General features: G+C 72.9%; 13 protein-coding genes. 8 read left to right on the plus strand and 5 right to left on the minus strand.

Annotated elements, in window-relative coordinates; genetic code table 11:
• Positions 1–49 precede the first annotated feature (49 nt).
• The gene (locus tag C6361_RS11320; protein ID WP_107267710.1) at positions 50–520 is read left to right on the plus strand and encodes a hypothetical protein; all 471 of its coding nucleotides are present in this window, start codon (positions 50–52) and stop codon (positions 518–520) included.
• An 18-nt stretch (positions 521–538) separates the two neighbouring features.
• Here C6361_RS11320 and C6361_RS11325 read toward each other — a convergent pair whose 3' ends face one another.
• The 3 genes from C6361_RS11325 to C6361_RS11335 form a co-directional block, all read right to left on the minus strand.
• Positions 539–1,006 (minus strand): nuclear transport factor 2 family protein, encoded by a 468-nt coding sequence (locus C6361_RS11325; protein WP_107267711.1) that lies wholly within the window; start codon positions 1,004–1,006, stop codon positions 539–541.
• A 39-nt stretch (positions 1,007–1,045) separates the two neighbouring features.
• Positions 1,046–1,816 (minus strand): hypothetical protein, encoded by a 771-nt coding sequence (locus tag C6361_RS11330; protein WP_107267712.1) that lies wholly within the window; start codon positions 1,814–1,816, stop codon positions 1,046–1,048.
• A gap of 181 nt (positions 1,817–1,997) precedes the next feature.
• Complete coding sequence (locus C6361_RS11335; protein ID WP_107267713.1) at positions 1,998–6,395, minus strand: S8 family serine peptidase; 4,398 nt, start codon at positions 6,393–6,395, stop codon at positions 1,998–2,000.
• Positions 6,396–6,706: 311 nt separating this feature from the next.
• Here C6361_RS11335 and C6361_RS11340 point away from each other — a divergent pair, with 311 nt between their 5' ends.
• Positions 6,707–7,180 carry a winged helix-turn-helix domain-containing protein gene (locus tag C6361_RS11340; RefSeq protein ID WP_107257577.1) on the plus strand — a complete coding sequence of 158 codons (474 nt, stop codon included), beginning with the start codon at positions 6,707–6,709 and terminating at the stop codon, positions 7,178–7,180.
• Positions 7,181–7,241: 61 nt separating this feature from the next.
• On the plus strand, positions 7,242–8,108 hold the full coding sequence (locus C6361_RS11345) for a hypothetical protein (protein ID WP_369931377.1): 867 nt from the start codon (positions 7,242–7,244) through the stop codon (positions 8,106–8,108).
• A gap of 504 nt (positions 8,109–8,612) precedes the next feature.
• On the opposite strand, the gene C6361_RS11350 is transcribed toward C6361_RS11345, so the two are convergent.
• Positions 8,613–8,975, minus strand: a complete 363-nt coding sequence (locus tag C6361_RS11350; RefSeq protein WP_101369368.1) for a DsrE family protein — start codon at positions 8,973–8,975, stop codon at positions 8,613–8,615.
• A 25-nt stretch (positions 8,976–9,000) separates the two neighbouring features.
• Between C6361_RS11350 and mtfM the strand changes: the two genes are divergently transcribed.
• Together mtfM and C6361_RS11355 are read left to right on the plus strand one after the other, a co-directional pair.
• Positions 9,001–9,105 carry a small membrane protein MtfM gene (gene mtfM / locus C6361_RS38985; RefSeq protein WP_278065698.1) on the plus strand — a complete coding sequence of 35 codons (105 nt, stop codon included), beginning with the start codon at positions 9,001–9,003 and terminating at the stop codon, positions 9,103–9,105.
• Positions 9,106–9,125: 20 nt separating this feature from the next.
• Positions 9,126–9,719, plus strand: a complete 594-nt coding sequence (locus C6361_RS11355) for an FABP family protein (RefSeq protein WP_107267715.1) — start codon at positions 9,126–9,128, stop codon at positions 9,717–9,719.
• Between the two features lie 10 nt (positions 9,720–9,729).
• Here C6361_RS11355 and C6361_RS11360 read toward each other — a convergent pair whose 3' ends face one another.
• Positions 9,730–10,590 (minus strand): aminotransferase class IV, encoded by an 861-nt coding sequence (locus C6361_RS11360; RefSeq protein WP_107267716.1) that lies wholly within the window; start codon positions 10,588–10,590, stop codon positions 9,730–9,732.
• Positions 10,591–10,648: 58 nt separating this feature from the next.
• Here C6361_RS11360 and C6361_RS11365 point away from each other — a divergent pair, with 58 nt between their 5' ends.
• Genes C6361_RS11365 through C6361_RS11375 form a run of 3 tightly spaced genes read left to right on the plus strand, consistent with a single transcriptional unit; the run spans position 10,649 to position 13,055 of the window.
• Positions 10,649–11,080: a Fur family transcriptional regulator gene (locus C6361_RS11365; protein WP_107267717.1), complete on the plus strand. Its 432-nt coding sequence runs from the start codon at positions 10,649–10,651 to the stop codon at positions 11,078–11,080.
• On the plus strand, positions 11,077–12,189 hold the full coding sequence (locus C6361_RS11370; RefSeq protein ID WP_107267718.1) for a folate-binding protein YgfZ: 1,113 nt from the start codon (positions 11,077–11,079) through the stop codon (positions 12,187–12,189). The genes C6361_RS11365 and C6361_RS11370 overlap by 4 nt, the downstream gene beginning before the upstream one ends.
• Positions 12,190–12,218: 29 nt before the next feature.
• Positions 12,219–13,055: a 3-keto-5-aminohexanoate cleavage protein gene (locus C6361_RS11375; RefSeq protein WP_107267719.1), complete on the plus strand. Its 837-nt coding sequence runs from the start codon at positions 12,219–12,221 to the stop codon at positions 13,053–13,055.
• The last annotated feature ends 42 nt before the right edge of the window (positions 13,056–13,097 follow it).

Here is a 13,097-nt window from a genome sequence, read left to right on the forward strand (position 1 = left end):
CCGGCGCCCGGCCCGGGCGCCGGCCGTGCTCCACTCAGGAGGGACGCGGATGGCCGGGAGAAGTTGGCGACTGAGCCTGACCTTCAGTCCCGTCGCGGTACTGCCGACGGCCGCACTCGCGCTGCTGACCCCGCTGATGGACGGATTCGACTTCGACGGCGGGTTCTGGAGCTGGGCGGTGCCGCTGGTCGCGGTCTACGTCGTCAACGCCGGACTGGACTGGCTGGGCACCGGCACCGGCTACTCCGGCTGGCTCTCGGGGCGGACCGGTGGCTGGGTCAAGCTGCGCTGGCTGTTGACGGGGGTACTGGTCAACGTGCTGCTGCTCGCCGTGCTTCCCCGGTTGCAGGGCCTCTTCGGGCTGGACACCTCGACCGGCGGGCCGGGGACGGTGCTGCCGGCCGGAGTGATCCTCGGCCTCTGCTTCTTCGTCGGCTCCCGGTTCGAGGACGTGTCGCTCTTCTTCGAGAAGGGCGGTTCCGACGACCCGCCGGAGGAGGGCGTACGAACCGAGGACTGACTGTGAGCAGGGGGGTCGTCAGAGGCCGAGGTCGCTCAGCCCCGGGTGGTCGTCGGGGCGACGCCCGAGCGGCCAGTGGTACTTCCGCTCCGACTCGGCGATCGGCAGGTCGTTGATGCTGGCCAGCCGGACCCGCATCAGCCCGTTCTCGTCGAACTCCCAGTTCTCGTTCCCGTACGACCGGAACCAGTTCCCGGAGTCGTCGTGGAACTCGTACGCGAACCGTACGGCGATCCGGTTCCCCTCGGTGGCCCAGAGCTCCTTGATCAGGCGGTACTCCAGCTCCCTGGCCCACTTGCGCCGGAGGAACGCGACGATCTCGTCCCGCCCGTTGATGAACTCGGCCCGGTTGCGCCACCGGGAATCCGGGGTGTACGCCTGCGCCACCTTCTCCGGATCCCGGCCGTTCCAGGCATCCTCGGCCATCCGCACCTTCTGCGCGGCGGTCTCACGGGTGAACGGGGGTACCGGGGGACGGGTCGCCATTCCTGCATCCTAGGGAGCAGCGCCGGTCACTGTCGCTCTTCAGCCGGGAGTCAGGCACCAGTAGCCGTACGGGTTGCGGTAGAGGTCGTCCGGGTCGTAGCGGGCACAGTCGCGGCGGCCGAGCATCCAGTGCGGTGCGTCGGCGGCGAGCGCGAACGTCTCACCGTCGCGGATCCGTCGGCCCGCCGGCTCGGTCAGCAGGTAGCGGGCCAGGGCGTCGAGCAGGCGTACCTGCTCGTCGACCTCGGCCGGCCCGGTCGGCTGCCCGGCGCGCAGTTCGACGTCCGGGGCGCCGAGCAGGTGCATGCCGCAGCTGTAGACCGCCACGCCGTCGGTGATCGGCCGCTTCACCCAGGCCCGGTGCAGCACCACCGCCAGGGTCGCCTCGTCGGTCGCGGCGGCGGCCCGGTCGGCGAGGTCGAGCCAGCGGTCGCGGCCGTGTGCCAGGCCGCTGCTCTCGTTGCGTACCGCGGTGGCGCCGGCCCGGAGCAGCGCGGCGGTCAACGCCAGCATCCGCCGGGACACCTCGATCGCGGTCTGCCGGGTCACGGGCGGCGAGAGCAGGTACGCCACCGTGTCGTGCTCCTTGACCGCCCGCCGGTCCGCCTCGGTGAAACTGCGGCCGGTCAGCGAGGAGCGGAACGAGGCGGCCATCCTCGGGTCGGGCTCCGGACGGGAGTACTCGGAGTCGAGGCCGCACTCCGGGCCACCGATCTCGGCCGCGAGTCGGGCCACCACGTCGAGGTCCAGCCCCGCGCCGAGCACACAGAGGACGTGCTGCGGCGGTACCGATCCGGCCTCGTCGATCACGCCCGGCAGGTTACCAACGGGTACGGCCGCACTGTCAACGCTTTCGGCACATCGGATCACCCGCACCCGGTACCGGCCGGGCGCCCGACGGCAGGGGCGGTGCCCACCGTCCCCGTACGGGAACGGTGGGCACCGCCGCTCGACAGTCACCGCCGGATCGGCACCCCGGCCGAGCCGCCGGTCAGATCCCGCCCAGCCGGGCCGGGCACGGGTTCACCGGCTCCAGGGTGAAATCGAGGGTGGTGACCAGGCTGGGCTGGATCTGCTGCCGCTTCACCTGCGGCACCCAGCCGTCCTTGGCGGCGATGACGTCGTACCGGCCCTTCGCCAGCCACCAGGAGTAGCCGCCCTGGCTGCTCGCCGGCAGGGTGTAGCCGGTGGCCGGATCGCCGACCAGGTTGGCCCGGACCGTCGCCGCCAACGGCACCTCGACGCCGCCACAGGTCCGGCCGATCACCGTGCCCTGGAGCTTGCCCCAACTGCCGGGCGGGGAGACGTTCATCTCCACCCCGACCACCGGTACCGGATAGGGGCTGTCGGTCACCAGGCCGAGTTCGGCGGTGTAGGTGCCGGGCTGGGCGACCCCGGCCGCCGCGGTGGCGGTCAGGCTGACCGTGATGGTCCGGGACGCACCGGCGGCCAGGGTGAAGCTGGCCGGCGTACTGCTCAGCCAGGACGCCCCGCCGTCCTCCAGACACGCCTCCAGCCCGCCGAGCCGCTCGCTCTCGGCCGACCCGACGAACGAACTCGGCGAACCACCGACCTTGTACGCCCCGCAGACACCGGCGCCCCGATAGCGGGCGAACTGCGCGTTCGGCAGGTTCACCCAGGCACCGGCCACCGGGTCGTACCCGATCGTCCGGTTGGTCAACGTGGTCGAGGCCGCGGTGGCGCCCCCGGCCAGCACCAGCATGCCGCCGGCCGCCGCGTACTGCGAGCCCCAGAGGTCGAGCGGCATGTCGGGCAGCGGGGACCAGGCGTTCGTCGCCGGGTCGTAGACGTAGCCGTTCTTGAACTCGGCCGCGCCGACGCCACCGGCGCAGTAGACCCGACCGCCGATGCCGCCGCAGGACATCCAGGAGGAGCCCTGCGGATAGTCGGCCGCGGTGTCGAACCTGCCGGTCAGCGGGTCGAAGACCGTCACGTCCGCGGTGTCGACCGAGCACTCGTTGTCGCCGCAGCCGCCGATGACGTAGAGCTTGCCGCCGCTGGTCGCGAACGCGGCCGCCGCCCGGGGCGCCGGGTTGGTGACCCCGGGCAGGGTGCTCCAGGTCCCGGTGGCCGGGTTGAACATGTCGACCGTCTCCACCGGGGCGTCACCGTCGCCCCAGCCGCCGATCGCGTAGATCCGGCCGTTCAGGGCGGCGACCGCCGGCTTCGACCGCGCGGTCGGCAGGTCCGGCAGCGCCGTCCAGACGTTGGTCGCCGGGTCGTAGACCCAGCTCTTGCGCTCGTTGCCGGTGTCGGCGCCGCCACCGATCGAGTAGACCTTGCCGTCAAGGGTCACCGCCGAGTTGTCGTAGACCGCCGCCGGGAGGTTCGCCACCCGGGTCCACGCCTCGTCGACCAGCGGCGCCGCGGCCGCCGTCCCGGTGCCGGGCCCGTAGGCGGTTCCGGTGCGACTCTGGCTCAGCCCCTTCATCCGGTACTCCACCAGCTCGGCGCCCTTCGCCGAGAGCTGGCTGAACCGGGCCGCCCGTTCCAGCGCCTGCACGGTGGCCGGCGCGTTGCCGGTGTTGGTGACCGTCAGGGTGACGTTCCGGGTGCTGCCGTACGGCTGGTGCAGCTCCAGGGCCTTCGGGGTGACCGTCAGCCGGGCCGCCTTGAGCGCGAAGTCGGCCCGCCGGGTGGCGTCCGGCGTCACCGTCACCTGCTTGGTGAGTCCCCGGTACGGCGACAGGCTGGCGGTGAACGGCTGCGTCCCGGTCAGGCTGGAGTAGAGCCAGTAGAAGCCGTCCGGGATGTTCGGGTCGTCCGGTGTCGCCGCCGACACGCCCCGGTCGGCCGGCTGGTTGCCGCTGACCACCGTGACACCGTTGACCGGGTCGCCGGTGTTGGCGTCGGTGGTGAAGCCGGCGACCAGGCCGCCCGGCTTCGGGGTGCAGGTCCGGTTGACCAGCGCGACGTTGTCGACCTGCCACCACCAGGCGAAGGTGCCGTTGAAGCGGAACCGCACCTGGGCGTTCGCCGCACCGGCCGCCCGGTCCAGCGGTACCTCCTCGACCCGTGGGCCGCGCCGGCTGACCGTCTGGTGCCAGACGTTGGTCCAGGTCGTACCGCCGTCGGTGGAGACGTCGACGTCGGCGGTGTCGCTGACCCCGACCGCCCGCCAGTCGCTGTTGAACCGCAGCAGCGGCGCGGCCGTCGCCGAGAGGTCCAGCGGCGGCGTGACCAGGTCGGTGTCCTGGGTGTTGCCGCTGCCCAGCGCGTCACTGTCGACGATCGCGAAGTTGCCGGTGCCGCCGGTCAGGTTGGTCCGGCCGGCCGGGTCGTCGAAGCTCCAGCCGCCGGAGTCCGTGCGGTTCACCACCGACCAGCCGGCCGGCGTCGAGGTGCCGTCGAAGCTCTCCGTCAGCAGCGGGTCGCTGAACCCGGCCGTGTAACCGGCGGCGGTGCAGGCCGGCAGTACGGTGGCGGCGATGTTGACGGTCTTCGAGCCGGTACCGACCGCCACCTCGGTGCTGACCGGCCGGTAGCCGGGGTAGACGACCGTGGTGTCGAGCCGGTAGCTGGCGCTGCCGGGGACGGTGAAGGAGTAGGCGCCGGTCACCGGGTTGGTGAAGACCGGGCCGCCGGGCCGGCCGGAGACCTCGATCTTCGCGTACAGCGGCCAGCCGTGCCCGGAGCCGTCGGTGACCTTGCCGGCGACGGTGACCATCCGGGCCGTGGCGAGGGCGAAGTTCTGGGTGAGCACCTGGCCCGGGGCCAGCGTCACGGTGGCGGTGCCGGGGTTGAAGCCGTACCCGGAGGCGGTCAGTTCGTGGGTGCCGACCGGCAGCACCAGGGAGTACCGGCCGTCCGCGTCGGTGACGGTGTTGAACGCGCCGCTGCGTACCTCGGCACCGGCGACCGGCTCCCCGGTGCTGGCGTTGCTGACGGTGCCGGTGACCCGGCCCGTGTCGCCGCGCGGTGCCGCCTGGACCGCCTGGTACGCGTTCAGCCGGCCCTCGCCGAAGGTGTTGTTGTCGTCGACGGTGCCGCCGCAGCCCAGCGCGTCGACGTCGGTGGCGGTGTCGTCGAGCAGCCGCTCGGTGGCCGGGATGTTGCCCCGCAGCCCGGGTGCCGCCGACCAGACCAGCGCGACGGTGGCGGAGACGTGCGGTGCCGCCATCGAGGTGCCGCTGCCCACCCCGTAGCCACCGCTGGAGAGGCTGGACCGGATGTTGCTGCCCGGCGCGGCGATGTTCGGCTTGACCGAGCCGTCGATGCTGGACGTTCCCCGGCCGGAGAAGCTGGAGATGGTGTTGTTGCCGTCGTAGGACCCGGTCGCGTAGGTCAGCGGGTAGTCGCCGGGGTTCTCGGTGGTGTTGCAGCCCGGTCCGTCGTTGCCGGCGGAGAAGCTGGGGAAGATGCCGGCGGCCCGCCAGGAGACCACGACCTGCTTGTACCACTCGTCGCCGCGACCGCCGCCCCAGGAGTTGTTGACGATGTCCGGGCGCAGGTCCGGCCGGGGGTTCTGCCCCTTCAGGTCGGTCGGGGCGAGCACCCACTGGCCGGCGGCGAGCAGCGAGGCGTCGGAGCAGTTGTTGGTCTCGCAGCCCTTGGCGGCGATCCACCGGGCGCCGGGTGCCACGCCGATCTGGTTGCCGGCACCGTCGTCGCCGACCATGGTGCCCATGGTGTGCGTGCCGTGGCCGTTGTTGTCGCACGGCGCCGGGTTGGCGCAGACCTCGGCGGGGTCGAACCAGTTGTAGTCGTGGTCGAAACCGCTGCCGGTGTTGCCCCGGTAGGAGTTGAGCAGCGCCGGGTGGTCGAAGAGCACGCCGCTGTCGATGTTGGCGACGACCACGTCCTCGCCCCGGGTGTCGAACTCGGACCAGACCCGGGGCGCCTCGATGTTGGCGACGTTCCACTCGACCGCGTCGGTACCGGCGTCGGTGGTGGCCCGGAACGGCTCAGGTTTGATCAGTTCGTAGGTACGACTCGGTTCGATGCTCTGCACGTCGTCCCGGGCCGCGATCGCGTCGAGCAGGGCCCGGTCGCCCTGCACCCGCAGCATGTTCGCGATCCAGTACGACCGATACGTCGTGCCTCGTTTGTCCAGTTCGGCGCGGAGGTCGCGCTGGCTGCGCTCGGCGGTGGCGGTGAGGGTCCGGTAGACGGCGCCGGCCCGGTCGTCGGCGTCGGCCAGCTTCGCCGCTCCGCTCAGCTCGGCGCGTTCCCGCAGGTAGACGTTGAACGTGGTGCTGCCCTCGGCGGCGAGTTCGGCGAGTAGTTCCCGGCTCACCTCCGCCTCGGGACCGGCCGCCGTGGCGAGCGCGGGCTGTGCGGTGACGCCGAGCAGCACGACGGTCGCGCCGACCAACAAACGCCAGCGTCTTGGCCGGTCAGCCCGGCTCCGTCCGGATCGGTGCGGCATGGTTCCTCCCCCACTCTTCGGCCTCCCGAGTGGTCTCGGGAGCCACTTCCCAGCCCCGGGTGTCCGGGCTGCCGGCACGCGTACTCCGACGTTTGCTTACGGACTGCGCCCCCCACATTGGCTTGGAGTAATGCTCTTGCTCGCCAGGGGTGGTGATCAATGCTCGATGTCGGCCAGTATCTAGGCAGTAACTGGGCGTATCTCGGTCAGGAGTGAGCCTAATGCCTTACATCGGTTAGCGTCGCTGTTGACGCGCCCGGTCAAACCCGTTTGGCTAGGGCCCGCAGCCGACGGGGGAGGAGTGGAGCGAGGTGGCAAACGGAGAGGTCCCGCTCGTCGTGTGCGTGTCCACGGACGTCGCCGTGCGGGAGCGGGTGGTCCGACGGCTCGACGACTTCGGCACCGTCGTGATCTGCTCGGACCTGTCCGAGTTGCGGGCAATGCTGTTTCCGATGGTCGGCAACGCGACGGATTCCGGACCGGGCCCGGTGAACCTCGGCGACCTCTCCGTCGACCCGGGCGGGCACCTGGTCACCTGGCGCGGCGAGCCACTGGCACTGACCCGGCTGGAACGTGAACTGCTGGCCCGGCTGGCCAGCGCACCCCTCGGGGTGTGGACGTACGAGCGGCTCTTCGGGTCGGTCTGGGGCGGCGCCTACCTCGGCGACACCGCCATCCTGCACTCGGCGGTGAAACGACTGCGCCGCAAGCTGCGCGCCGTCGAGGGCGGTCCGCAGGTGCAGACCGTACGCGGCGTCGGCTACCGGCTGGCTCCCGGACACTGACCCGCCCCGCGTTGTCGGCTCGGTGCCGACGTCCCGGCGGCGTCGTGCCACCATGGCGGGCGTGAGCCTCGACGCCCCGGCACCGGCCTGGCCCGGTCAGCCGGACCCTCCCGCCCCGCCCCGGCAGCGGCGCTGGCTGCTCGTCGGCCTGGTGGGCTGGGCGGTGCTGCTGCTGGTGCTCACCGTCGTCTCGGTCTACCGCGACGAGCCGACCGTGCCGGAGCAGCGCAGCATCGAGCAGGCCGAACCCGTGCTGGACCGGGCCCTCGGTGAACTCGTCGCGGCGGCCGGCCCGGACGTCGCCGTCGAGATCGCCGCCGGGCGGGCACCCGAGGACTGCGAACTGACCGTCGTCCGGGACGGCGCGTCGCTGGACGCGACGGTCGTGGTGCACGCGCCGGACGCGGACGTACCCGCGCTGCTGGACCGGATCGCGGACCGGTTGCCGGCGGCGTACCGGGCCGGGGTCCGGCACAGTGCCGACGGGAGCCGGCACACCCTACGCGCCGACGCGGGCGAGTTCGTGGCCGTAGAGGGCGGTCAGGCCGGCCCCGGACTGGTCGAGTTGACCGCCCGGACCGGCTGCCGACCGATTTCGGGCGACCCGGACGACCGGACCGTCCCGCCGCTGCCGCCGGCCGACCCGGACCCGCACCGGCTGCTCGGCGCGCTCGGCGCGACCGACCCGACCCCGGTCGAGTTGGCCGCCGCGCGCTGCCCCGGCCAGGGCACCACCTGGACCACACACGCCGCCGGCCGGGGAACCCCGCCCGGTCCGCCGAGCGCCGTGCTGTCCCGGCCGGCCGGCGCCGTCGTGGTCGCCGACACCACCGAGCTGTACGCCTACCGCAGCGGCCCGGTCAGCGTGGTGGTGGAGAGCGGCGAGGGCCGGATCCGGATCGCCGTCAGCCACGGCTGCGCCGGCTGACCGGTGCGGCGGCAGCGCGACCAGTAGACCGGCGCCTGGGCGCCGTCTAGTGGCTCGTCTTTGAAGGTTGGTCCGGTAACCCTCTGGTCTGGGCATCTCTTGGTGAGTTGTCTTCCGGCCCTTGCGATCGTCTCGGTGATCCGCCGTCCGGACAGCCGGCAGTCACAGGAGCGGCCGGCGGGGGAGCGGGGGTGGTCGGCGCGGAGACTGTCGAGCTGGGTGCACAGGCGGGGCGCGGAGGCCGGGGTTGCCGACGGCGTGCTGCGGTTCGCCGTCGACCGGCCGGGGAGGCCGGGGTTCGGGCAGGGCGGGGTTCGGGCAGGGCGGGGTTCGGGCAGGCCGGGGTTCGGGCAGGCCGGGAGGGTGGGCGCACAAGCGGGGCAGCTCGACAGTCTCCCCGGCGAGTATCCCACCCCGCTCCCACCCGACGTCAGGAGATCGCCGGCTTGGAGATGCCTGGAAGCACCGGGTTACCCGATCAACCCTCAAAGACAAGGAACTGGACTAGTAGACCAGCGCCTGGGCGCCGTCGGCCATCGCCTCCTCGACGAAGACCGCCGCCCCGGCGATGCGTACCCCGGGCAGCAGGTCGGACTCGCCGATCTCCCGGCGGGCGGCGCACTGGGTGCAGACCGTGACCCGGCCACTGCTCAGGATCACGTGCAGCAGCTCGGCCAGCGGTGCCGAGTGCGGCAACTCGAACTCCTCGGCCCGGCCGGGCAGCGCGAACCAGCTCGACTCGCCGGTCAGCCAGAGCGACACGTCGACCCCGGAGGCGACCGCCGTGGCGGCCACGGTGAACGCCTGCGCGCAGCGCTCCGGCGAATCCGAACCGGCGGTGACCTTGACGACCAGGGTACGAGCCATGCCGCCAGCATAGGATCTACCCGTCATGGTTACCGAGATTGGGTTCGTCAGCCTGCTGGTCGCGGGCTTCGGCGCGCTCGCCGGTTACCTGGTGTACCTGGCAGTGAGAATTTCGAGAGGACGTTGGTGAGTGCGAGGAGTGAGCCGGGTTTGAGCGACAACCCCATTGAGCCGCCGCCGTGGCTGAACGCGCCGCCGGTCGACCCGTACCCGTACGAGGAGACGTACGACCTGCGCAAGGGGCCGGACCTGCACCCGGCGCTGCTCGGCCTGCTGCCGTACGTCGGGCTCTGGCGCGGACGGGGCCGGGGCGGATTCCCGAGCATCGAGGACTTCGACTACGCCCAGGAGATCCGGATCACCCATGACGGGCGGCCGTTCCTCTACTACGAGTCGCGGGCCTGGATCCTGGACGAGCAGAGCCGGCCGGTCCGGCCCGCCGGTCGCGAGGTGGGCTGGTGGCGGGCCGTACTCGACGCCGACGGCCGGGGCACCGACGAGCTGGAGGTCCTGCTCACCACCCCGACCGGGATCATGGAGCTGCACCTCGGCAAGGTCACCGGCACCCGGGTGGAGATCGCCACCGACGCGGTGGTGCGGAGCGCGACCGCCAAGGAGGTCACCGCCGGGCACCGGCTCTTCGGCATCGTCGAGGGGGCGCTGCTCTACGCCCAGGAGATGGCCGCGGTCGGGCATCCGCTCTCCCCGCACCTCTCCGCCCGGCTGGTCCGGGTCGGCGGCTGATAGCAACCGCTCAGCGCGGCGGGACGGGGTAGCCGAGCAGGTCGGCGAGTACGGCGGTGTGCGGCGAGGCGGCCAGCGGCACCCCGTCGAGTTCGCGGACCTCGGCGAGGCCGCGTACCGACGAGGTGAACCAGACCCCGTCGGCCGCCCGCAGCCCGGCGGGGGTGACCAGCCGGTGGGCCACCGGCCAGCCCAGCTCGGCGGCGTGCCGGAGCAGCCGGTCGGCGGTCACCCCGGGCAGGATCCCGGTCTGCTCCGCCGGCACGGTGCGCAGTTCCCCGCCGGTCAGCCAGACCAGGTTGGCGGTCGGCCCCTCCAGGGCGCACCCGTCGGTCGAGGTCCAGAGCACGTCGTCCACGCCGTTGCCGGCGGCCCAGCGCCGGGCGGCCTCGCTCAGCCCGTACGACGTGGTTTTGAGCCCGCCGAGCAGCCACGGCCGGTCGTTGCGGGCGTCGGCGGCGATCCCGAGCGGCAGGGTCGCGACCCGGATGCCGTCCCGCCGGGCCCGCCGGGCGGCGGCCGGCACCCGGGAGAGGGTGGCGTAGACGGTCGGTTCGGTGCCGCCCTCCGGTCCCCGGGTGCAGACCAGCCGCAGCGCCCCCTCGGTGTCGACCGGCCAGCCGGCGCAGGCGGTGTCGAGCAGGCCGCGCAGTTCGTCGGGGTGCGGCAGTGGCAGCTCCAGTGCCGCCGCCGAGCGGGTCAGCCGGGCCAGGTGCTCCCGGACCAGCCAGGGGCGGCCGGCCCGGACGTGCATCGTCTCGAAGAGCCCGTCACCCCGGAGTACGCCCCGGTCGTCGGCCCGGACCACCGGCTCGCCGGCCGGCACCACCCCCCGGCCCAGTACGGCGACGACCGGCTGCTCGCTCGACATCCCGCCGAGGGTAGCCGCCGAGGAGCCGGCCCTCGCCGAGGCGCACTATGCTTTGTCGGTGTCGGAATCGTCACTTGCGGAGATGCTGCGTTCCCGCGGACTGCGGTTGACGGCGCAGCGGCAGCTGGTCCTCGAAGCCGTGCTGGAGCTCGGGCACGCCACGCCCGAGCAGGTGCACTCGGCGGTCCGCGAGGTCGCGGCCGGAGTGAACATCACCACGATCTACCGGACCCTGGAACTACTCGAACGCCTCGGGCTTGTTACCCATACGCACCTGTCCCACGGGTCGCCGACGTACCACGCCGCGGGTGAGGACACCCACGTGCACCTGGTCTGCCGGGTCTGCGGGGCGGTGGACGAGGTCGATCCGGAGATCTTCGGCCCGCTCTGCGAGAAGCTGGCGGCCGAGCGGGGCTTCCAGGTCGACATCGGGCACGTGGCGCTCTTCGGCGTCTGCGGGCGGAGCGACTGCGAGGAGCGGCGAGAATGATCGACATCGCGGGTGCGGTGGCCGTCGAGGCGATCGACGAGCAGAGCCGGGACCAGCCGGAGCCGGAACACGCCGCGGCCGGGGTACGCCCGGTGGCCGCGCACTACGGCGACCCGATCCGCGAGCAGCGGCTGCTCGCCACCGACGTCGGCCTGGTCGACCGGTCGCACCGGGGGGTGATCGCCGTCCCCGGGGCCGAGCGGGCGAGCTGGCTGCACACCCTGACCAGCCAGCATCTCGGCTCGATCGCCGCCGGCCAGGGCACCGAGCTGCTGGTCCTCTCCCCGCACGGGCATGTCGAGCAGCACGCCATGGTCGCCGAGGACGGCGAGACCACCTGGCTGGACACCGAGCCCGGCGACACCGGCGGCCTGCTGAGCTATCTGGAGAAGATGCGTTTCTTCACCCCGGTCGACCCCCGGGACGTCACCGCCGACTGGGCGCTGCTCTCCCTGGTCGGTCCGCGCGCCACCGAGGCGGTCGCCGCGCTCGGCGTCACCGGGCTGGTCGAACCGGACCTGCTCGGGGTGCCGGGTCCGAAGTTCGCCGCCGGCTCCGTGCCGCCCCGGCCGACCGTCGTGTACGACGTACGCGCGCTGCCCGGCGGCGGCTGGGCGCGTCGGGTCCGGCTCGGTGTCGACCTGCTGGTGCCCCGGCCGAGCCTGCCGGAGGTGGTCGGCACGCTGACCGCCGCCGGCACACCGGTCGCCGGACTGTGGGCGTACGAGGCGGTGCGGGTGGCGCAGCGGCTGCCCCGGGTCGGCTTCGAGACCGACCACCGGACCATTCCGGCCGAGGTGGGGTTGGTGGCTCCGGCCGTACACCTCGACAAGGGCTGTTACCGGGGGCAGGAGACGGTGGCCCGGGTGCACAACCTCGGCCGCCCGCCGCGCCGGCTGGCGCTGCTGCACCTCGACGGGGTGACCACCGACCAGCTTCCGGCGGCGGGTGCCCCGGTGACCGTCGACGGGCGTACGGTCGGCTTCGTCGGTACGGCGGTCCGGCACTTCGAGCTGGGCCCGGTCGCGCTCGCCGTGCTGAAGCGGTCGGTACCGGACGACGCGGCGCTGCTGGTCGAGGGGCAGGCCGCGGCGATCGACCCGGAGTGACCGGGCGCCGCCTCGGCTAGGATCCCGGCATGACGGGCACCTTGATCACGGTCGCGCCGACCGGGGCGGAGTCGGCGAAGGCGGAGGTTCCGGCGCTGCCGGTCACCCTCGACGAGCTGGTGGTCACCGCCAAGGAGTGCGAGGCGCTCGGCGCGGCGGTGATCCACGTGCACATCCGGGACGACGAGGCCCGGCCCACCCTCGACCCGGGTCGGCTGCGGGAGACCGTCGCCGCGCTGCGCGAGAGTACCGAGCTGATCGTGCAGCTCTCCACCGGTGGCGCGGTCACCGATCCGGAGGCGGACCGGCTGGCCGTGCTCGACGCCGATCCGGAGATGGCCTCCTGCACCATGGGTACGGTCAACTTCGGCGACGACGTCTTCCTCAACCGTTGGGCGTTCATCGTCGACCTGCACACCCGGATGCAGGACCGGGGCGTCGTGCCGGAGTACGAGATCTTCGACCTCGGCCACCTGGCCGCGCTGCGCCGGCTGCTCGACCGGTACGGCCTGCCGGCCGGCGGGCACGTGCACGTCGACTTCGTGATGGGGGTGCCGGGCGGCATGCCGGGCAGCACCGAGGCGCTGGTCGCCTGTGCCCAGGCGCTGCGGGACCTGCCGGCGGGGACGACGTTCTCGGCGACCGGCATCGGCCGGAGCACCATCCCGGTGATGCTCGCCTCGGTCTCGGCCGGCGGGCACCTGCGGGTCGGCATGGAGGACACCATCAGCTACGCCAAGGGGCGTCCGGTGGAGTCGAACATGCAACTGGTGGCCCGGGCGGTCGGGCTGGCGCAGCTCGCCCAGCGTCCGCCGCTGACCCCGGCGCAGGCGCGGGAGCTGTTGGGACTCGCGGCACAGCGCTGAGGGGCGCCGGGCCGGTACGCCGGCCCGGTGGGTACCGTCCGC

The organism is Plantactinospora sp. BC1 (assembly GCF_003030345.1).
Classification (GTDB): domain Bacteria; phylum Actinomycetota; class Actinomycetes; order Mycobacteriales; family Micromonosporaceae; genus Plantactinospora.

Coding starts and splice junctions, on each gene's coding strand:
- C6361_RS11370 (WP_107267718.1), top strand. CDS start 11,077: ATGATCGACATCGCGGGTGCGGTGGCCGTCGAGGCGATCGACGAGCAG.
- C6361_RS11320 (WP_107267710.1), top strand. CDS start 50: ATGGCCGGGAGAAGTTGGCGACTGAGCCTGACCTTCAGTCCCGTCGCG.
- C6361_RS11325 (WP_107267711.1), bottom strand. CDS start 1,006: ATGGCGACCCGTCCCCCGGTACCCCCGTTCACCCGTGAGACCGCCGCG.
- mtfM (WP_278065698.1), top strand. CDS start 9,001: ATGGTTACCGAGATTGGGTTCGTCAGCCTGCTGGTCGCGGGCTTCGGC.
- C6361_RS11350 (WP_101369368.1), bottom strand. CDS start 8,975: ATGGCTCGTACCCTGGTCGTCAAGGTCACCGCCGGTTCGGATTCGCCG.
- C6361_RS11375 (WP_107267719.1), top strand. CDS start 12,219: ATGACGGGCACCTTGATCACGGTCGCGCCGACCGGGGCGGAGTCGGCG.
- C6361_RS11360 (WP_107267716.1), bottom strand. CDS start 10,590: ATGTCGAGCGAGCAGCCGGTCGTCGCCGTACTGGGCCGGGGGGTGGTG.
- C6361_RS11335 (WP_107267713.1), bottom strand. CDS start 6,395: ATGCCGCACCGATCCGGACGGAGCCGGGCTGACCGGCCAAGACGCTGG.